Source organism: Nannocystis pusilla, from assembly GCF_020073745.1.
Classification (GTDB): Bacteria; Myxococcota_A; Polyangia; order Nannocystales; family Nannocystaceae; genus Nannocystis; species Nannocystis radixulma.
This window is the reverse complement of sequence record NZ_JAIRAU010000001.1, coordinates 1,106,830-1,124,842: the sequence shown is the minus strand read 5'-3', so window position 1 is coordinate 1,124,842 and position 18,013 is coordinate 1,106,830. Positions and strand designations below refer to the sequence as shown.

The following is an 18,013-nucleotide window of genomic DNA, read 5'->3' as shown; positions in this document are numbered from 1 at the left end:
CGCTACCCGAGCAGAGCGCGCTCGTGACGCGTCGCGCACGCGCGAGCGCACTGGCCTCGACCGGTCGCGTGCGCTACCGTGACGCTCGCATGCGGCCTGCAGGCCTCCGCCTCTTCCTCGGCGTCTCGCCCTGCCTCGTGGGCGCCTGCATCCCCGTCGAGCCCGAATGGGTCGTCACCGACGCCCGCTTCCGCGGCCTCAAGGTCGAGGTCGTCGAGCCCGGCGGCTACGCCTCGCTGCTCAACGTCCCCGAGGGCGAGTACCGGGCGACCGCGCTGCCGCTCGACACCATCGAGCTCACCTGGCACGCCACCGCCCCGGAGGCCGAGCTGCCGCCGCCGATCTGGCTCGCCTCCTCCGTTAATTTCTTCGTGTCCGGCAACAAGTTCGTCCTTCAGAAGCTCGACCTCGCGTCGCTGGAAGACTGCCCGGTGCCGCTGCCGCTCTCTCCCAGCAAAACCTGCCGCCTCGGCGAGGGCCGGCAGATCCGCGTCAGCCTCGGCGGGGCGTTCTCCGCCAGCGACGATTTTCCGTTCTACGTCCCGCTCGTCATCGTCGGCTCCCGGCGCACCGACCTGGCCTCCGCGACCTGCCTCGAATTCCTGGCCTCGAACCCGGTCCCCCCCGCCGGCTCCTGCCTGTTCACCGCAGACGGCATCCGGTTCGGCCCGCGATGGATCGTCCTCCCGTTCGACTCCGAGTCCGTCATTCCGCAGGAGATCCGCGAGCAGGACGTCGACACCAACCCCAGGATCGCCGGCTTCGCCGTCACGCGTGCGCGCGGCGACACGCGCATCGAGCTCGTCGCCGACCTCGATGACGACGTCCCCGTGCGCCGCGGCGAGCGAATCACCGTCGAGCCGATCTTCACCGCCGGCTCCGCGCAATCGTATTACATCATGGTGGGCGGCGACAAGGACGTGCCCTGGTCCGGCGAGCCGTCGCTTGAGTTCGAGGAGCTCCAGTGGCGCGGCTGGTTCAGCGCTCCAATCGAAGGCTACGAGCCGACCTACGACGAGTGGTCCACCCCCCTGCAATGGACCGTCCCGCACGACATCGTGCCGACAACGCTCTACGTCGACGCGAGGGACGACCGTAGCGGCGTCGACTTCGCCGAGCTGCGCTTCGTCGCCGACGGCTCCGAGCCATGATCCTCGGCCTCCTCGCCCACCTCGCCGTCACCGCCACGCTCGCCGCGCCCGCGGCCGTCGAGCGGCCCGCCCGCGCCGTCGCCCAGGGCCAACTGCGCAGCGCCGGCGAGCGCACCCCCGTCGCCGGCGCGCGCATCATCGCCACTGCGCGTCGCGGCCTGCAGTGGCAGCGCTCGGCCGTCTCCGGCCCCGACGGCCGCTTCGTCCTCGAGGACCTGCCGAGCCACGACTTCAACCTCGTCATCGTCGCCGCCGGCCACCAGCGTCTCGAGCAACCGACCCCCGCGAGCTTCTGGCGCCGCCGCAAGCCGCCGGTGATCTATCTGCAACCAGCAGGCGCAGGCGGCTATCGCACGATCGTCCAGCAGGAGCGCGTCACCCGGCCGAGCGCGACCAGCACGCGCCTCTCGCCCGAGGAGATCGCCAACCTCCCGGGCAGCCAGGGCGACCCATTGCGCGCCCTGCAAAATCTGCCCGGCGTCGCCCGCGTCCCCGGCGGCCTCGGTCTGCTCATTCTCCGCGGCGCCGCCCCCAATCAATCGCAGGTGTTCTTCGGCGAGCACCCGCTGCCGCGCGCCTTCCACATCCCCGGCCTCGCCAGCGTCGTCCAGCCCGGCGTCCTCCAGGGCCTCGAATACGTGCCCGGCAACTTCTCCGCCCACTATGGCAACGCCGTCGGCGGCCTCGTCCACCTCACCCCGCGCGTCGGCCGGCGCGACGGCGTCCACGGTCACGCCAAGCTCGACATCACCTCGGCCGGCGCGCTCGTCGAGGGCCCCTTCGGCAAGGGCGGCTCGGTCCTGCTGGCCGCCCAGACCGGCTACCTCGACCTCGTCCTCAGGAGCCTGCCCGAGGACGTCACCCGCGGAGACCTCGTTTCCCCCCGTTACCACGACTATCAATTCATCATCGACCACCCCGCGGGCCGCGGCGCCACCATCACCGCCCGTCTGCTCGGGGGCAAGGACACACTGAACATGTTCTGGGGCGGAGCCGAGCGGCACCTGTTCTCCAGCATGCAGAACGGCTTCCACCGCGTCGACCTTGCCTACCGCAAGCGCCACGGCTCGTGGGACTTCCTGCTCGCCCCGGCCGTCCGCCTCGACCGGACCATCAACAGCACGGACAGCTACCAGCGGCGCCGCAGTGATGTCGTCGGCCTCCTGCGCGCCGAGGCCAGCGTGCGCCCGGTGAAGCCGCTCCACATCACCCTCGGCCTCGACACCCAGCTCGACCGCTACACCACGCAGCTCAATATCTCGTACATCGAGAATCCGGTCGACGACTCCGGCCGCGACCTCTTGACCACCACCGGCCTGTATCTGTCCTCGCAGCTCGACGTCGGCCGCTTTGCGCTCATCGCCGGCGCGCGCTTCAACGCCTTCACCGGCGCAGAGAACCACGCGCTCGCGTTCGACCCGCGCCTGCTCCTGCGCTACACGCCGCACCCGCGGGTGCGGATCCAGCTCGCCGCCGGCGTCTATTCCCAGCCGAGCCTGCGCCGCTCGATCCTGTCCAGCGGCTTCATCTCACCCGACAACTCGATCCCGACCGACAGCTTCCTCTTCCCCAAGGTCGTCCTCCCCGGGGCGTTGCGCTTCCTCGATCCGCAGCTCGAGTTCGAGCCCACCGGCCGGATCGGCGCCATGCGGGCCACCCAGTACAGCGCCAACCTCCACCTCGATCTCACCGATTCGCTCGACCTCGAAGCCACCCTCTTCTATCGCCAGATCCGCGGCGGCCTCCCGCCGCTTCCACCCGGGACCGCCATCCCCGGCCCGACGCCACCCCAGAACGACTCGGCCGCGCTCGCCATCGGCTCGGCCACCCACGGCGTCGAGGTCATGCTGCGCCACGACCTCACCGCGCGGCTCTACGGCTGGCTCGCCTACACATGGATGCGCTCGACCGCCCACATCACCTTCTTCGACCACGTCGACCGCCGCCCCGCCGACTTCGATCAGCGCCACAACCTCGTCATGTTGGTCGGCTACAAGCTGCCGCGCCGCTGGTCGATCGCCGCCCGCTTCCGCCTCGTCACCGGCCTGCCCTACACCCCCTACGTCGGCAGCTTCGAAGGCGTCCAGGGCGATCCGATCCCCATCATCGGCGCCGCCAACAGCGCCCGCATGCCCGTTTTCCACCAGCTCGACCTGCGCATCGATCGCACGTGGATCTTGCACCGCAGCATCGTCGCCGCCTACCTCGACGTGCAGAACCTGTACAACCGCCAGAACGCCGAGGGCGTGCTCTACTCGCTCACCTACGCCAGCACGCGCGCGGTCGTCGGTCTCCCGATCTTGCCGATCCTCGGCCTCAAGGTCAGCTTCTGACCCCCCACGTCGCGCCGCATCACGATCGCCGGCCTCACGGATCGCCGTCGCGCCAAACCGCCACTACCAGCAACCCCGCACAGGCCGCGCTCACCCCCGCGTTGACGTGCAGGTCCGCGGGCGCGAGGCCGACGTGGTGCCCCCAGTACAGCCACTGCGTCGCCGCGTCCCACAGATAGAACCCCGCGTTCGCCAGCACGATCGCCCGCCGCTCCCGCGCCCGTCGCATGCGCAGCGCGATCGACGTCACCGCCGCCACGAACAGGTGGAAGCTGCCGATGCTGAACCACATGAACTCGCGCGTCGGCGTCATCGCCCCGCCGCGATACGTCGCGTCGAGCGGCCCCGGCGCGACGATCGCCGTGTACGCGATCAGCAGGTTGAACAGCACATACGCGACGACGATGAATTTGCTGGCCCGCGGCACGCCAGCATCGACGCTACCACGAGCGCGCGCAGTGTCGCCATTGCCGACCGGCCTGTCGACCAGGTGCACCACCCATCACTGGCACCGCCTCGGGCCCGACCACGAGCGCCAGTGCCTGCGCGCCGGCCTCGTCACCCCCCCCGCCTCGCGCGTCGCGGCCGTTCTCCACGTGTCTCACGCAACATGTCCCAAAGATCACATTTTATAAGAATGTCCCGAAGGACATACTCGCAGCTCGCGCAGCCCGGAGCCTCGACTCGTACCTGGTCCGACGCCGACGTCGCACCCACATGGAGCCGCGCGGCAGGCCGGGCGCGCGCCTGCGCGCCCGCGCAACTTCTGGTTCGTCCGCGTCAGGCGCCGGGCCGCGCCGCGTATACTTCGAGACCTCGGCCCGGGGGCGACGCTGCTGTTCTGGCTCGGCCCGCTCAACCTGTTCATCGGCCTGTTCAACCTGCTGCCCGGCTTCCCGCTCGACGGCGGGCGGATCTTGCGCGCGCTGCTGTGGCGGGCCACGGGCGACCTCCAGGGCGCCACGCGCTGGGCCTCGCTGTCGGGCCAGGCGATCGGCCTGGTCCTGGTATTCGCCGGCCTGTCGATGATCTTCGGCGCGCGCCTGCCGATCTTCGGCGCCGGCGTGGTCTCGGGCCTGTGGATCAGCGTGATCGGGTGGTTCCTCGCCAGCGCCGCCGCCATGAGCTACCGCCAGCTCGTGATCATGCACCTCGTCGAGGGCGTGCCGGTGCGGCGATTGATGCGCAAGGAGGTCGCCGCGATCCCGCCGACGCTGCCGGTCGCCCGCCTCGTCGACGATTATCTGATGGGCACCGACCAGCGCGCCTTCCCCGTGCTCACCGACGACCGCCTGGTCGGCCTCGTCTGCCTCGAGGACGTGCGCGTGGTCGACCGCGACGTGTGGAACGAGATCGAGGTCGGCACCATCATGACCCCCGTCGCCGCGCTCGAGACGGTCGGCCCCGACGACGACCTCACCGCCGCCATGCGCGCCTTCAGCCGCAAGGACGTCGAGCAATTGCCGGTCCTCCAGGGCGACCGCCTGGTCGGCGTGCTGCGCCGGCGCGACATCCTCAAGTGGCTCGAGCTGCAGGCGCCGCGCGGCGAGCGGCCGGCCCAGCCGCGACCGGCCTGATCGAGCAATGCAGCGACCAGGCCGGCGGCGGCCGGTCGGCGCGCACCCTCATTGTTCGTAGCAGCCCCCGCGCGACCGCGGTCCCACGATTCACCGGCGCTGGCGGGGCGGCTGGCGCCGGCGCGAATTCGTCGAACGCTGCGGATATGTCACGAATCAAGCACTCCCTCCCGCTCACGGTCGCGTTCGCCGTGGCCCTGCCGTGCGCCGCCGCGTTCGCCATGCCGCCGGACCAGCCGCAGCCGTCGACCCCGACGACCGGCACCCAGCCCCCGGGAACGGGCACCCGGACCCCGGGCACCGGCACCACCACGCCGGCCCCCGGCACCACCACGCCGGCGACCGACGGGCTCACCGACGAGGAGATCGTCACGTTCCTCGAGGTCTACAACGACGTCGGCCTCGACAACAACCGCAAGCACCGCAAGTCGATGAAGGACAAGCGGGTCAAGAAGTTCGCCGAGACCCGGATCAAGCACGCCAACGGCGCCAAGAAGCGCCTGACGACCATCCGCACCCGCAACAAGTTCAAGCCGAAGCGCAGCGGCGACGTGACGAACTACGAGACCACCGTGGTCGAGGCGTACGGGGACCTCGACAACACCAAGAAGGGCCGCGAGTTCGACACCGCGTACATCGACGACGAGATCCAGGTGATGACCAACATGGTCGACACGATCGACCGCGTCCTCCTGCCCAGCGTCGACCTGCCCGAGCTGCGCGACGAGCTCACCACCATGCGCACCGAGGTCCAGGGCGACATCCGCGAGGCCGAGAAGATCCGCGACAGCCTGCGCGAGCAGCAGCCCGTCACCTGAGTCGAGCCATGCGCGCCGTCCATCACCTCGCAGCCGCGGCGGCCCTCGCCGTCCTCGGCCTGGCCTGCCACCGCGAGCAGCCCGACACCGCCGCGCCGGCGCCCGCGACCGCGCCCACGGGGCCGAGCGAGCGCTTCTACGGCGCGCTGGCCCCCTACGGCACCTGGATCGACGACGCCGCGTACGGCTGGGTGTGGCTGCCGTCGCCGGCGATCGTCGGCGCCGACTTCTTCCCGTACATGACAGGCGGCCGGTGGCTGTACACCGACGCCGGCTGGATGTTCGACAGCAACTACTCGTGGGGCTGGGCGCCGTTCCATTACGGCCGCTGGGCCTTCGACGCCGGCGTCGGCTGGATGTGGGTCCCCGGCGACGTGTGGGGCCCCGCGTGGGTCGACTGGCGCTGGAACGACGGCTACGTCGGCTGGGCCCCGCTGCCGCCGGTCGTCGCCGGCGCGCGCGAGGAGCCGCGCTCGCACTGGATCGTCGTCGCCGCCAGCGACCTCACGCGGCCGCAGCTGGACGGCTACATCCAGCCGAACGCGCGCGGACAGGCGGTCTTCGCCGCCAACGCCACGCACCCCGCGGCCCAGCCGGGCTGGCGCTCCGGCCCGCCGGAGCAGTTCATCGCCGCGGCGACCGGGCACCCCGAGCCCCCCGTGCACCTGCCCCCGCCCGACACCAGCAGGCTCGTACGCTCGCGCGTCGCCGGCGACACGGTCGAGCACACGCCGGTCGAACCGGCGCCCCCGCCCGCCGCGACGATGTTCTCGCACAACCCGCCCGAGTTCCCGCTGCACAAGCTGCGGCCGCACACCACCCACGCCGAGGTGTTCGACGCCCCGCCCCGCCCCGCCGGCGGCTCCGCCCGCGGCCGCCACCGCGGCGAACGCTGGCTGTGACCGGGCCGCACATGCTCGTATGGACATGCCCACCAAGGCATGTCCGTACAGACATTGCGCGACGAACATGTCCTCTCGCGCCAGCGGCGCCTCAGTCCTCCCACACGACCAGCACCTTGCGCTGCTGCCACCATTGCTCGAGCGTGCGCCCCGGGTCGATCACGCAGGCGATCGTCAAGGGGCTGAGGCGCACGCTGATCGGGTGCGACGCCTTGCCGTCCCACGTGCCGATGTCGACCACCTCGGTCCCGGCCAGCTGCAGGCCGTGGCGTCGCAGGTAGTCGAGGATCGCCGGCACCTGCAGGTCGACCCCGGTCGTCGCCTCGGCGTGCGGGTTCCGCAGCGTCTTCGCCAGGCCGATCAGCTCGCGCAGATCCTCCGGGTGGGCCGCAAAATGTGCCTCGTAACTCTTTAAATAAACCGAATCGAGCGCCTCCTCCTGGCGCACGAATTCGCCGTCGATCTCGTAGCCGATCGCCCACCGGTCCTCGCCGTACTTGCGATCCCACTCGCGCTGACGCCCCGCGCGCTGCTTGACCCCGCCGGCCTTGCCCAGCCGGCGCTCCACCACCCGCCAACCCATGCCTCAGCCCTCCTTCGTCTCGCCGGCGGGTCGCAGCGCCTCGTTCAGCAGCTCGAGCAGCGGCGTCTCCTTCGTCCCCGCAGCACCCGGACCCGCCGCCGCGACGTCCTGCTCCGCGCGGATCGCCGCCGCGACCACATGCGCGCCCGCCGACTCCCCCGAACCTGCGACGAACGCCGCCGCCACGCCGAGCGCAGCCTCGCTCACCGCGGGCGCGCTCGTCGCGATCGGCTCGCTCGGCTCCGCCGGCCTCACGGGCTCGCTCGCCGCACCCGTCGCGTCTTCGGGCTCGCTCGCCGGCGGCTTCGCGAACGGCGTGCCGGGCAACAGCTCCACACGCAACCCACGCTCGCCGTCCGCCTCGGCCACCGGCGCGCGCGTCACCGGCAGCACCGCGTTCGTCGTCGGCGAGGTTCCCGGCGTGGCAGCCGGCGCGCTGATGAAGACGTGGCGGACGAGCTCCGGCGCTCCCGACCCCGACCCGCGGAAGACCGTCCGCTCCGCGCTCCGCGGCGCCCCCGGCGGGGCGAACCTCGGCAACGGCGCCGGCTCCCCCGGCACCAGCGTCCGCCCGCTCACCACCGGCTCTTCCGGCACCAAAGTCCGCCCCGTCACCACCGGCCCCTCCGGCACCACCGTCCGCCCCGTCACCACCGGCCCTTCCGGCACCACCGTCCGCCCCGTCACCACGGGCTCCTCCGGCACCAAGGCCCGCCCGCTCACCACCGGCCCTTCCGGCACCACCGGCCCTTCCGGCCCCGCCGTCCGCCCGCTCACCACGGGCATCTCCGGCACCGTCCCGCTCGGCAGCAATTCCGCCGCGAACGCCCCCCTCACCACACCGGGCAGCCCGTTCTCGAGCGATTCTCGGCTCATCGCATTCGCCGTGACCGCGGCCGAATCACTCGCCGCCGGCGTGCCCGCATTCCCGGACGAGCCGCCATTCGTCGCGGTGGTTACCGCCGCCCCGCCCGCAGGCCTCGCCCCTGCGACCCCCGCCACCACGCCCGCGCGCCCGGCCTCGCCGAGCACCTCGTCGACCGTCGATGCCGGTGCCGGCGCGCGCGCCGACACGACTGCCCCTTGGGGCATGTCCTTCGGCTCCTGTCCTCCAGGACCTTGCCCTCCTGACATGTCCTGAGCGAGGTGCGCGTGCCCCAGCGGCGAGACCGCCACCGAGAAGGCGACGCAGGTGGTCGCCACCGCCGCGAACACCAGCGTCGTCAGCGACTCGGTCCCCGGCACCGCGGCCGCCCAGGGCAGCGCGGCCAGGCCCGCGACCAGCATCCCGCGCGGCCAGCCGAGCGCCAGGGCCGAGAACGTGCGCTCGTCGACCCCGCGCAGCACGAGGCGGGCCGCCAACAGGCGCAGCACCACCAGCATGAGGCCGAGCACGATGCCCATCGCCACCAGGCCCCACGGCGGCCCGAGGCCCAGGCCGATGAACGTGAACAGCAGCACCCGGGTGATCTCGACCGTGCGCCCGTGGTCGTCGAGCGCCGCCCGGAAGTCCTCGTCGGCCGCCTCGACCACCGTCCCGCGCGGGCGGAACAGCGCCGCCACCAGCGGCCCCGCGTTGCTGACGACCGCCCCGAACACCAGCACCGCCAGCGCCCCGATCCCCCCGAGCGTGTCGGTCACCACGTACAGCGCCAGGATCGCCGCCAGCGTGTACGGGTAGACCCCCCGGCCGGGGCCGACGCGGCGGATCGCGGCGATCCACAGCAGCCCGGCGAACGCCCCGAACGCCAGCCCGAGGCCGAAGCCGGCGGCGATCGCCGCGTAGGCCTTGCCCGCCGGCACGCGCAGGCTCAGCAGGTCGATGCACACCGCCGTCGCCGCGATCGCCAGCGCCCCGGTGACCGCGGCCTCGCGCTCGAGCGTCGCCACCAGGCCGGGGTGGGCCCGCCGGGACAGCGTCGGCGCGTACACCTCCGGCGCGGTGCACAGCATCAGCGCCCCGAGCATGAACGCGTGCGTCCAGCCCCACGACGGCGGCAGCAGCTGCAGCCCCGCCAGCGCCAGGCTGAACAGCGCCACCAGCGGCACCACCAGGGCGGCGCCGACCAGCGCCAGCTTGCGCGCGCGCCCGACCTGCTCGCCACCTGCCCCGAAGACCATGTCGCGCCCGGCCTCGAACAGCACGATGATCAGCGCGACCGCGGCGAAGAACGGCGCCAGCGCGGCGATCGTCGCCTGAGGCACCAGCCCCGTGGCCCGCAGCCCGACCCCGAGCAAGATCAGCCACACCGCCTCGGGCACGCCCGAGCGCAGCGCCAGCGGTCGCACCGCCGCGGCCGCGGTCAACAGGCAGGCGATGGCGACGAGGAAGACGGTGACGGGCGCCATGGGGGACCGTCAGTGTGCCACAAGGGCCGCGACCTGCGCCCCGCCGCCACGGCCTGCGAGCGGCCCGGGTCTACTTGGCGAGCCGCCGCGCGAAGTAGAGCCCCGCGTAGACCTTGAGGTCGACGTGCGCCCCGCGGGCGACCCGCTCGGCCAGCCAGTCCTCGACCTCGGCGAGCGGCACCTCGAACACCGTGATCTGCTCGTTGCCGTCGCCGCCCCCGGGCCCGACCTTGCGCAGCCCGGTCGCCACGAAGATGCTGATGCACTCGCTCGTCAGCCCCGGCGAGCTCGGCCCGTGGGCCACCTGCTCGATCTTGTCGGCCTCGTAACCTGTCTCTTCGGTCAGCTCACGATTCGCCGCGGTCGCCGCCTCCTCCGACTCGTCGCCGGGCGTGTCGCCGACCAGACCGGCCGGCAGCTCGATCGCCACCCCGCCGAGCGCCGGCCGCGGCTGCTCGATCAGCACCAGCCGCCCGTCCTGGGTGACCGCGACGATGGCCGCCGCCCCGCTCGCCCCGGTGCGCTCCACGTACTCCCACTTGCCGCGGCGCACGAGGCGCAGGAAGCGCCCGCCGCCGATCGTCTCGGTCGCCGGATTGATCGCATCGGACAGGCTCGACATGCCCCCCGACTATCGCAGCCGCCGGGCGCTTTGGCCAGGGCTGCCGGTCACGCGCCGCCCCCGACCTTCACCCCGCGCGGCCGTCCGGGTAGCCTGGGGCTCCCCCGTGACGCCCGCCCGTCTGCTCAGCCTCGACGCCCTGCGCGGCCTCGCCGTCGTCCTGATGATGGAGCAGCACATGGCCGTGTGGCTGTGGCGCTCCGAACCCGGCGTCTCGCCGATCGCGCAGGCGCCGGTGCTCATGGCCCTCAACGGCCTCGGGGGCCTCGCCGCGCCGACCTTCATCACCCTCGCCGGCGCCGGCACCACCCTCCTCGCGCGCGCCCGCCCCACCGGCGTCGACGCGATCCTCGTCCGTCGCGGCCTCATCGTCATGGGCTTCGGCTGGCTGCTCAACCTGCTCACCCCGAGCTGGTTCTCCGCCGGCTCGTGGTTCGTCCTCCACCTGATGGGCCTCGGCATGGCCACCGCCCCGCTGTGGCGGCGCCTGTCCGATCGGGCATTGCTCATCGGACAGGCGCTCCTGCTGCTCGCCGCCCCGCTCGTGCAGCACTGGCTGCGGACCCCCGAGCTGCTGGTCAACGACCGCATGCGCCGCCTCGACCTCCCCGGCGGTCCGTTGCGCCTCGCCTTCGCCGAGGGCCAGTTCCCGATCGTCCCCTGGCTCGGCCTGTTCCTCGGCGGCATCGTCGTCGGGCGCTGGCTGCAGCAGGGCCGCACCGCCCCGATCCTGCGCATGGCCTCCGTGCTGCTCGTCACCGGCGTCGCGCTCGCGGCCGTCGCCCTGCGCACCGGCCCGCACGTGGGCGTGTGGGACCGGCTGTTCCAGATCCGCCTCAGCTTCTATCCGGCCACCCCGGCGATCGTCCTGTTGCTCCAGTCGGGCACGCTCCTCCTGCTGCTCGGCGCGCTCGCCCTCGAGAGGCGCGGGCGGATCGGCGAGCGCGGCTGGCTCGTCGCGCTCGGCCGCGCCTCGCTCACCTTGTTGCTGGTGCACGTCGTCGTCTTCCGCGAGCTGACGCGCCCCCTCGGCGCGTGGCAGGCGTTCAGCGCCGAGATCGCGCTCGCCATCGTGGGTGCCTGGGTGATCGTGTGCGCGCTCGCTGCGCGTCTGTGGCAGCGGGTGGGCTACCGCTACGGCGCCGAGTGGCTGCTCCGGATCTTCGGCGGTTAGACCGCTGGCGGAGATCGCGGCGCATGCTCTGGTCGCGTCTATGCAACCGGCCCAAGTGATCGCTGCCGCCGCCAGCGCCGCCGAATCCTCCGTGCGGCGCAAGTCGCGGTTCACGACCTTACCGCCGCAGGTCCTCGATTTCGCGCTGTCGCTCGCCTCGCAGGGTCGCGCCATCGTGCTCGTCAGCGTCGTGCTCGCGGTCGTCGTCGTCCTCGCCGCCGACCACACGCCGGCGGCGATCCTCGGCTGCGGCGCCTTCGTGCTGATCCAGGCGTTCTCGTTCTTCAACCCGCTGTCCTTCGACCGCGCCCGCACGCGCACCCGCGACCTCCTCCGCTACCTCGCGATCGCCGGCCTGCTCGTGCTGCTGCCCGGCCAGCTCGGCCCCGACGCGCCGGTCATGTTGCTGGGCCTCGCCACCGCCTGCGCCGCCCCGCTGTCCTTCGCCCCGCGCCTGGCCGCCGCCGTCGTCGGCGTCCTCAGCGTCGCCTGCGCCGTCGGCATCTTCGTCGCCGGCGGTCCCGCCTCCGAGGCCGTGATCGCGGCGCTGACCGTCGCCGCCGCCGGCGTCCCGCTCAACCTCGTGCTCGCGCACCACGGCCGCAGCGGCGAGATCCTGCGCAGCGCGCTCGGCCGGCTCGAGCGCGAGGTGGAGAGCCGGCAGCAGATCGAGGACCAGCTGCGGCGCACCCACGACGAGCTCGAGCGGCGCGTCGAGGAGCGGACGATCGCGCTCACCCGCGCCAACCGCAAGATGGAGTCGGAGATCCGCGTGCGCCGTCAGGCCGAGGAGCAGGCGCTCGAGGCCAACCGGATCAAGAGCTCGTTCCTCGCCAACATGAGCCACGAGCTGCGGACCCCGCTCAACGCGATCATCGGCTACAGCGAGATCTTGCTCGAGGACACCACCCGCCTCGGGCTCCGCCAGCTGCACGACGACCTCGGCAAGATCCACGGCTCGGCCGAGCACCTGCTCGCGCTCATCAGCGACATCCTCGACCTGTCGAAGATCGAGTCGGGCAAGATGGACATCAACGTCGAGGCGTTCAACCTCGGCGACGTGCTGAGCAGCGTCATGTCGCACCTCGCCCCGCTGGCCGAGCGCAACGGCGACACCCTCAAGCTCCGCTGCTCGCGCGACCTCGGCGAGATCAAGACCGACCGCACCAAGCTGCACCAGATCCTGAGCAACCTGCTCAGCAACGCCTGCAAGTTCACCCACAACGGCCGCATCGAGCTGTCGATCAAGACCCAGGCCGAGGGCGGCCGCTCGTGGTACCGCTTCGAGGTCAGCGACACCGGCATCGGCATCGCCCCCGACGTGCTCGAGCGCCTGTTCGCCCCGTTCGTCCAGGCCGACAGCTCCACCACCCGCAAGTTCGGCGGCACCGGCCTCGGCCTCGCCATCAGCCGCCACTACGCACGCATGCTCGGCGGCGACATCACCGTCCGCAGCCAGCCCGGCGTCGGCTCCGTCTTCACCCTCCGCCTGCCCCAGGAAGCCATCGACCCCCGCAAGGCCGGCGTCCTCCTCGTGTCGCACTTCTGAGGTGTTCTCTCTTTTTTAAAACATGCTCTTCAGGGCATGTTCGATCGAACAGCTCGCAGCGCACCGCGCGAACCCCCGCGCCGGGCCCATGGCCCGCCGCTGGACATCGCGCCGCAGGTCGGCGACAACCAGGACATGCGCCGTCGTCCCCCCCGACCCTGCCTCGCTCCGTGACCCGGACGTCTCAGCGCCGGCCGCCGCACGTGCTCACCCTCGGCGAGATGGGCGCCGGGGACAAGCGCTTGTACGTCGCCCGTGTTCAGGCCCCGATGCCGCTGCCTCCCGGCCCGCTCGTCTCGACCTTCTTCACGCTCTTCGTGTTCACCGCGGGCAGCGGGCGAGGGCAGCACCTCGAGGCGATCGATCTCCGCGCCGGCGACGTCCACCTCGTCCCTGAAGGCGTCGAGCACCAGCCGCTCGACATCGGCGACCTGCAGGGCTGGATCGTCGGCGTCGATCCACTGCTGCTGCGCGCCCTCGGGCCGCCGTGGTTGCCGGGACAGTCGCGGCTCCGCGGCGACGCGGTCCCCGCTCCGGCGCGCAGCCTCCTGGTGCGCGGGCTGCTGTGCCTGCGACCCGGGCCGGCCCGGGTCGGGCGGATCGAGCACCTGCTCGCCGAGATGGACGCGGAGCTGCGCGGGCGCAATTGGGGCGCGGAGATCGCCGCGCACGCGCTGCTCGCCCTGCTGCTCACGGAGCTCATGCGCGAGCTGCAGGAGCACGCGCCCACCGCGTCGCCGCTGCTCGGCGGGCTCGTGCGCGACGCCCTCGCCTTCATCGAGGCGCACTGCCTCGAGCCCCTCTCGCTGAAGGACGTCGCGGCCGCGGTCGGCCGCACCCCCTCGCACCTGGCCAACGCGATCCGCCACGAGACGGGCCTGACGGTCGGCGACTGGCTGCGCGAGCACCGAATGTCCGAAGCTCGACGACGCCTGCGCGACACCGACGCGAGCGTCGAGAGCATCGCCAGCCAGGTCGGCTACGCCGATGCCACTCACTTCATTCGCACCTTTCGCCGGGCCCACGGCATGACCCCGCGTGAATGGCGAGAGCGGCGGCGCGCCGCCCCGTGACCGCGTTCTCCACCGACCCCAATCCGCGCCGATCTCCGCCCCAAGCCGCGCTCTACCCCAAGCGTGGTCGGCCTCTACCCTCGGGGCATGACGAACAGCGCAACGACACCCCGCCGCCGCGTCCTGGTGGTCGGACTCGGGATCAGCGGCATCGCCACCGCCCTGCGGCTGCACAGGCTCGGCTGGGAGCCCGTGATCATCGAGCGCGCCGCCGGCCGGCGCCGCGGCGGCTACGCGGTCGCCCTGTTCGGCACCGGCATCGCGTCCGCGGCCCGGCTCGGCGTGCTCGATGCGGTGGGCAATCGCCTCGGCCCGCCAGTCCAGACGTTCGAGATCGATCGCAGCGGTCGCCGGCGCAAGGGTATGGGCCTCCCCGACCTGCCCAGCGGACCGCGGCTGGTGCTGCGCGGCGACGTCGAGAACGCGCTGTACTCCGCGCTCCCCGCCGACGTGGAGATCCGCTTCGCCACCAGCCCCGTCGCCATCGCCCAGGACGAGCGCGGCGTCGACGTGACGACCAGCAACTCGGCGACCGGCGCGACCGCGAGCGAACGCTTCGACCTCGTGGTCGGCGCCGACGGTTTGCGCTCGACCGTGCGGAGGCTGGTCTTCGGCCCGCACGAGCGGTTCATGCACCCGATGAACTACATGATCGGCGCCTGCGTCCTCAGCCGCCCCGTCCTCGGCCACCCCACCAGCGACGGATTCGTCATGGCCGAGGCCGGGCGCTCGGCGTGGGTGTTCCCGTTCGTGAATCACAACCCCACCGTGCTGTTCTCGTACCGCGTGGACGACGTCGCGGCGCAGTTCCGCCGCCCCGCCGTCGACTCGGTGCGCGCCGCGTTCGGCCCCGAGCCCGCCGGGCCCGTGCTCAGCCAGCTGTTCGACGACTACGCGGCGGCGGACGAGCGCCTGTTCGATTCGGTCGAACAGGTCCGCATGGCTCGCTGGCACGAGGGTCGGGTCGTCCTGCTCGGCGACGCGGCGTGGTGCCTGACGCTGTACTCGGGCATGGGCGCCTCGACCGGGATGGCCGGCGCCGAGCTGCTGGGCAACATGCTCGAAAAACACCCCGGCGACCTGCAGCGCGCGCTGAGCGAGTGGGAGGCGAAGCTGCGCCCGTTCACCGCGAGCCTGCAGCAGACGGCGACGACGATGCGCCAGCTCTTCACGCCCAGCGGCGAGCTGCCGCGGCTCCTCCGCGCCACGATCATCCGCCTGAGCAACAGCCCCGTCGCGCCGCTTATTAAACGGCTGCTCCGCCCCGGCGGCCTGACCGAGCTCGACATCGTTGCGGCCTGAGCTCAGGTCCTCGCATACCGCTCGGGTCCGTCAGGAAGCACATGCGACCGGTGCGCCTGCGCGACCGCGCCCCAGCGAGCAAAGTTGGCCCGGGCCTCGCGGAGGGTCATCCCGTTCGCGTTGCTGGGTCGATCGGGCTCGTCCATCCCGTCATCCTCCCAGAAGCAGACGCGGCAGATCGCGTACTGGCCGCGTTCTCCGAGGCTGCGGTAGCCGCAGCACAGGCACGGGGCGAGCAGCTCCGCCTCCCCCTCGACCGCCTCACGAACTCCGAGGGCGACGATCCGCCGCTCGAGATACGCATTGGTCACACCGAAGAACGACTGTGCGAGATGGAGGTCGAGCAGCGGATCGTAGCGAGGGTTCAGCGGATCCGTCGGTTCGGCGCCGGACTGGAGCTCGCCGCGGAGGGCCTCCGGGAGCTCGCTCCACAGCGGCCCTTCGCCTTCCGTCGCCCATAATTCCCGCAATTCTGCCTCGCGCTCGACCGGAGAGAGCCTGGCGCGCAGGTCACGAGCGAGGAGCTGAATCGCCTGTGCTCTGATCATGGTACGTCGAATGATCCGGACACATTTTTCACGTCGGGCCCTGCTCGACCAGCCACGCGTCGACGGCCGCGACCGACTCGCGCTGCTCGGCCGCGACGAACCCCTCGCGGGCCTTCTTCGCCTCCGCCAGCGCCCGGGCTCGGTCCTGCCCGACCACCGCTCGGGCCAGCTCGAAGCGCGCCGCCGGCTCGCCGGGCTTGCCGGCGAGCCTCGCCACCTGTCGCTCGAGCAGGGGCACCGCGACGAGCGGCCGTCTCTCGGCCACGTGGACCGCCGCGAGGTAGCCGAGCGTCACCGCGACCTCGCGATCCTCGCCGCCGAGGCTCTTCTCCTGGATCGCCAGCGCGCGCTCGAGCAGCCCCTGCGCCGTCGCATGCGCGCCGAGGGCCTTCTCCACCATCGCCAGGTTGCCGAGCGTCCGGGCCAGGTCGGGGTGATCGGGCCCGAGCGCCTTCTCGCGGATCGCCGCGGCGCGCTCCAACAGCGCCCGCGCCTCCGCCGGCGACCCCTCGGCCTGGCGCACCCCCGCGAGCGCGCCCAGCGTCGTCGCCACGCGCGGGTGCTCCGGGCCCAGCATCCGCTCTTCGATCTGCAGCGCCCGCGCGAGCAGCTCGGCCGCCTCGGGCAGCGCCCCGGCCCGCCTGCGCGCCTGCGCCAGGTTGCCCAGGATCGACGCGACCGCGCGGTGCTCCGGTCCGAGCGCGCTCGTCCGCAGCGCCAGCGCGCGCTCGAATTGGGCCTGGGCCGCCGCGACCGACCCCTCCGCCAGCTCGACGATCCCGAGGTTGATCAGGCGTCCGGCTTCGCGGAGCCCCAGGCGATCGCCCGCGCGGGCGATCGCCTGCTCGGCGCGCCCGGCCCACGCGCGCCCGTCTTCACCTCGGCCACGAGCGAAGCCGACGACGTCGATCAGGTCGCTCGCGACGTCTGCGGCCACGTCCCAGGCCTCGGCGCTCACGGCCGCGTGATAGGCCGCCACGCACGCCGCCTCCCCGTCCGCGTACGAACCCGACGCGGCGAGCAACACGCCCTCGAAGCCGCGCGCCGCGGCCCACAGCGGCGGCCATGCCAGCGTCTGTTCCACCTGCGCGCGCACGGCCGTCGCCTTCTCGAGCGCCTTCACCGACTGCCCGGCGAGGTGCAGCCTCCGCGCGCGCGCCAGCTCTGCGCGGGCCGTTCGCAGCGCCGCATGACCGTCGCTCGGCGTCGCCGGCTGGCGGCCCAGCCACGCCTCGTCGAGGCACGGCCCGATCGGCCGCAAGCCCGACGCTGGCAGCTCCGCCGTCTGCACGACCGTCGCGTCCGCCTGCGCGAACTCTTCCACCAGCACCTCGAGCTCGCTGCGGCGATCGGCGAGGCACCACTCCGCGCGTCCGCGGAGCTCGGCGCTCCACTCCGCCTTCGCGCAGACATCGACGCTCGCCGTCTGCCACGCCCGCGCCTGCTCCTCGACCCACGGCAGCACCTTGTCGGCGGTGGCGCCCGCGTCCTGTCCGCCGGCGGCCACGAACGCCTGGCGCACGCGCCCCTGCGCGCCCTCGTTCCAGGTCGCCTCGAGCTCCGCGCCGGCGGCCTCGCACGCCGGACGGTCCGCCTCGCGGCTCGCCCCGCCGCAGCCGCACACGAGCCCGACCAGCGCCGCCGCGAAACTTCGGGTCCGCACCATGCCGCGATCGTACTGCCGCCTGCGCCGGCGAGGAAGCGACATCGCCGCTCCGCGAGACCGTCGTCGCGCGGGCGCACCGGCCTTCACGCGAGCCTGCAGCGCATGTCGTGAGCGACACCCCGCCCGTCCTCACGACGGTCGCGCGCCGCACATGACCCGAAGACCATGTCCCAGGCTTCGGCAGGGCGCCGGTGCTCCTCGTGTCGCGCTTCTGAGCGGACGAGACCGTTCAGCGCCGTGGAATCATGCACGGCGAGCGCCGTGGCGGTCGCGGCCTGTCCTCGTCGACCCCTGGCGGCGACGGTCGAGTGGCAGAATGGAGCGAGCGCCGCCCCGGGTCGGCCCGAGACGCGTATATGCGGTCAT

At 72.6% G+C, this 18,013-nt stretch carries 15 protein-coding genes; 9 read left to right on the top strand and 6 right to left on the bottom strand.

Annotated elements, in window-relative coordinates; genetic code table 11:
• The first annotated feature begins 89 nt into the window (after positions 1–89).
• Positions 90–1,151 carry a hypothetical protein gene (locus K7C98_RS04410; RefSeq protein ID WP_224190238.1) on the top strand — a complete coding sequence of 354 codons (1,062 nt, stop codon included), beginning with the start codon at positions 90–92 and terminating at the stop codon, positions 1,149–1,151.
• Complete coding sequence (locus tag K7C98_RS04405) at positions 1,148–3,484, top strand: TonB-dependent receptor plug domain-containing protein (protein ID WP_224190237.1); 2,337 nt, start codon at positions 1,148–1,150, stop codon at positions 3,482–3,484. The genes K7C98_RS04410 and K7C98_RS04405 overlap by 4 nt, the downstream gene beginning before the upstream one ends.
• 34 nt (positions 3,485–3,518) lie before the next feature.
• On the opposite strand, the gene K7C98_RS04400 is transcribed toward K7C98_RS04405, so the two are convergent.
• Positions 3,519–3,980 (bottom strand): hypothetical protein, encoded by a 462-nt coding sequence (locus tag K7C98_RS04400; protein ID WP_224190236.1) that lies wholly within the window; start codon positions 3,978–3,980, stop codon positions 3,519–3,521.
• Between the two features lie 307 nt (positions 3,981–4,287).
• Between K7C98_RS04400 and K7C98_RS04395 the strand changes: the two genes are divergently transcribed.
• The 3 genes from K7C98_RS04395 to K7C98_RS04385 all read left to right on the top strand — a co-directional run bounded on the left by K7C98_RS04395 (position 4,288) and on the right by K7C98_RS04385 (position 6,781).
• Positions 4,288–5,061 (top strand): CBS domain-containing protein, encoded by a 774-nt coding sequence (locus tag K7C98_RS04395; protein ID WP_224190599.1) that lies wholly within the window; start codon positions 4,288–4,290, stop codon positions 5,059–5,061.
• 146 nt (positions 5,062–5,207) lie between these two features.
• Positions 5,208–5,879 (top strand): DUF4142 domain-containing protein, encoded by a 672-nt coding sequence (locus K7C98_RS04390; protein ID WP_224190235.1) that lies wholly within the window; start codon positions 5,208–5,210, stop codon positions 5,877–5,879.
• 8 nt (positions 5,880–5,887) lie between these two features.
• Complete coding sequence (locus K7C98_RS04385; protein WP_224190234.1) at positions 5,888–6,781, top strand: DUF6600 domain-containing protein; 894 nt, start codon at positions 5,888–5,890, stop codon at positions 6,779–6,781.
• Between the two features lie 91 nt (positions 6,782–6,872).
• On the opposite strand, the gene K7C98_RS04380 is transcribed toward K7C98_RS04385, so the two are convergent.
• The 3 genes from K7C98_RS04380 to K7C98_RS04370 all read right to left on the bottom strand — a co-directional run bounded on the left by K7C98_RS04380 (position 6,873) and on the right by K7C98_RS04370 (position 10,335).
• Positions 6,873–7,364, bottom strand: a complete 492-nt coding sequence (locus K7C98_RS04380) for a hypothetical protein (RefSeq protein WP_224190233.1) — start codon at positions 7,362–7,364, stop codon at positions 6,873–6,875.
• Between the two features lie 3 nt (positions 7,365–7,367).
• Positions 7,368–9,713 carry a cation:proton antiporter gene (locus K7C98_RS04375; RefSeq protein ID WP_224190232.1) on the bottom strand — a complete coding sequence of 782 codons (2,346 nt, stop codon included), beginning with the start codon at positions 9,711–9,713 and terminating at the stop codon, positions 7,368–7,370.
• A 70-nt stretch (positions 9,714–9,783) separates the two neighbouring features.
• Complete coding sequence (locus K7C98_RS04370) at positions 9,784–10,335, bottom strand: NUDIX hydrolase (protein WP_224190231.1); 552 nt, start codon at positions 10,333–10,335, stop codon at positions 9,784–9,786.
• A gap of 106 nt (positions 10,336–10,441) precedes the next feature.
• Between K7C98_RS04370 and K7C98_RS04365 the strand changes: the two genes are divergently transcribed.
• From K7C98_RS04365 to K7C98_RS04350, 4 genes are all read left to right on the top strand, one after another.
• Positions 10,442–11,509 (top strand): heparan-alpha-glucosaminide N-acetyltransferase domain-containing protein, encoded by a 1,068-nt coding sequence (locus K7C98_RS04365; protein WP_224190230.1) that lies wholly within the window; start codon positions 10,442–10,444, stop codon positions 11,507–11,509.
• A 40-nt stretch (positions 11,510–11,549) separates the two neighbouring features.
• Positions 11,550–13,058: a sensor histidine kinase gene (locus tag K7C98_RS04360; RefSeq protein WP_224190229.1), complete on the top strand. Its 1,509-nt coding sequence runs from the start codon at positions 11,550–11,552 to the stop codon at positions 13,056–13,058.
• 170 nt (positions 13,059–13,228) lie between these two features.
• On the top strand, positions 13,229–14,131 hold the full coding sequence (locus K7C98_RS44605) for a helix-turn-helix transcriptional regulator (protein WP_224190228.1): 903 nt from the start codon (positions 13,229–13,231) through the stop codon (positions 14,129–14,131).
• A gap of 87 nt (positions 14,132–14,218) precedes the next feature.
• Positions 14,219–15,433: an FAD-dependent monooxygenase gene (locus tag K7C98_RS04350; RefSeq protein ID WP_224190227.1), complete on the top strand. Its 1,215-nt coding sequence runs from the start codon at positions 14,219–14,221 to the stop codon at positions 15,431–15,433.
• A gap of 2 nt (positions 15,434–15,435) precedes the next feature.
• On the opposite strand, the gene K7C98_RS04345 is transcribed toward K7C98_RS04350, so the two are convergent.
• Together K7C98_RS04345 and K7C98_RS04340 are read right to left on the bottom strand one after the other, a co-directional pair.
• Positions 15,436–15,981 carry a CPCC family cysteine-rich protein gene (locus K7C98_RS04345; RefSeq protein WP_224190226.1) on the bottom strand — a complete coding sequence of 182 codons (546 nt, stop codon included), beginning with the start codon at positions 15,979–15,981 and terminating at the stop codon, positions 15,436–15,438.
• Between the two features lie 28 nt (positions 15,982–16,009).
• Positions 16,010–17,644 (bottom strand): tetratricopeptide repeat protein, encoded by a 1,635-nt coding sequence (locus K7C98_RS04340; RefSeq protein WP_224190225.1) that lies wholly within the window; start codon positions 17,642–17,644, stop codon positions 16,010–16,012.
• Between the last annotated feature and the right edge of the window lie 369 nt (positions 17,645–18,013).

Bases quoted from the DNA above. Each gene is read 5' to 3' on its own strand.
- K7C98_RS04410 (WP_224190238.1), top strand. From the start codon at position 90: ATGCGGCCTGCAGGCCTCCGCCTCTTCCTCGGCGTCTCGCCCTGCCTC.
- K7C98_RS04405 (WP_224190237.1), top strand. From the start codon at position 1,148: ATGATCCTCGGCCTCCTCGCCCACCTCGCCGTCACCGCCACGCTCGCC.
- K7C98_RS04390 (WP_224190235.1), top strand. From the start codon at position 5,208: ATGTCACGAATCAAGCACTCCCTCCCGCTCACGGTCGCGTTCGCCGTG.
- K7C98_RS04385 (WP_224190234.1), top strand. From the start codon at position 5,888: ATGCGCGCCGTCCATCACCTCGCAGCCGCGGCGGCCCTCGCCGTCCTC.
- K7C98_RS04380 (WP_224190233.1), bottom strand. From the start codon at position 7,364: ATGGGTTGGCGGGTGGTGGAGCGCCGGCTGGGCAAGGCCGGCGGGGTC.
- K7C98_RS04375 (WP_224190232.1), bottom strand. From the start codon at position 9,713: ATGGCGCCCGTCACCGTCTTCCTCGTCGCCATCGCCTGCCTGTTGACC.
- K7C98_RS04370 (WP_224190231.1), bottom strand. From the start codon at position 10,335: ATGTCGAGCCTGTCCGATGCGATCAATCCGGCGACCGAGACGATCGGC.
- K7C98_RS04360 (WP_224190229.1), top strand. From the start codon at position 11,550: ATGCAACCGGCCCAAGTGATCGCTGCCGCCGCCAGCGCCGCCGAATCC.
- K7C98_RS04350 (WP_224190227.1), top strand. From the start codon at position 14,219: ATGACGAACAGCGCAACGACACCCCGCCGCCGCGTCCTGGTGGTCGGA.
- K7C98_RS04345 (WP_224190226.1), bottom strand. From the start codon at position 15,981: ATGATCAGAGCACAGGCGATTCAGCTCCTCGCTCGTGACCTGCGCGCC.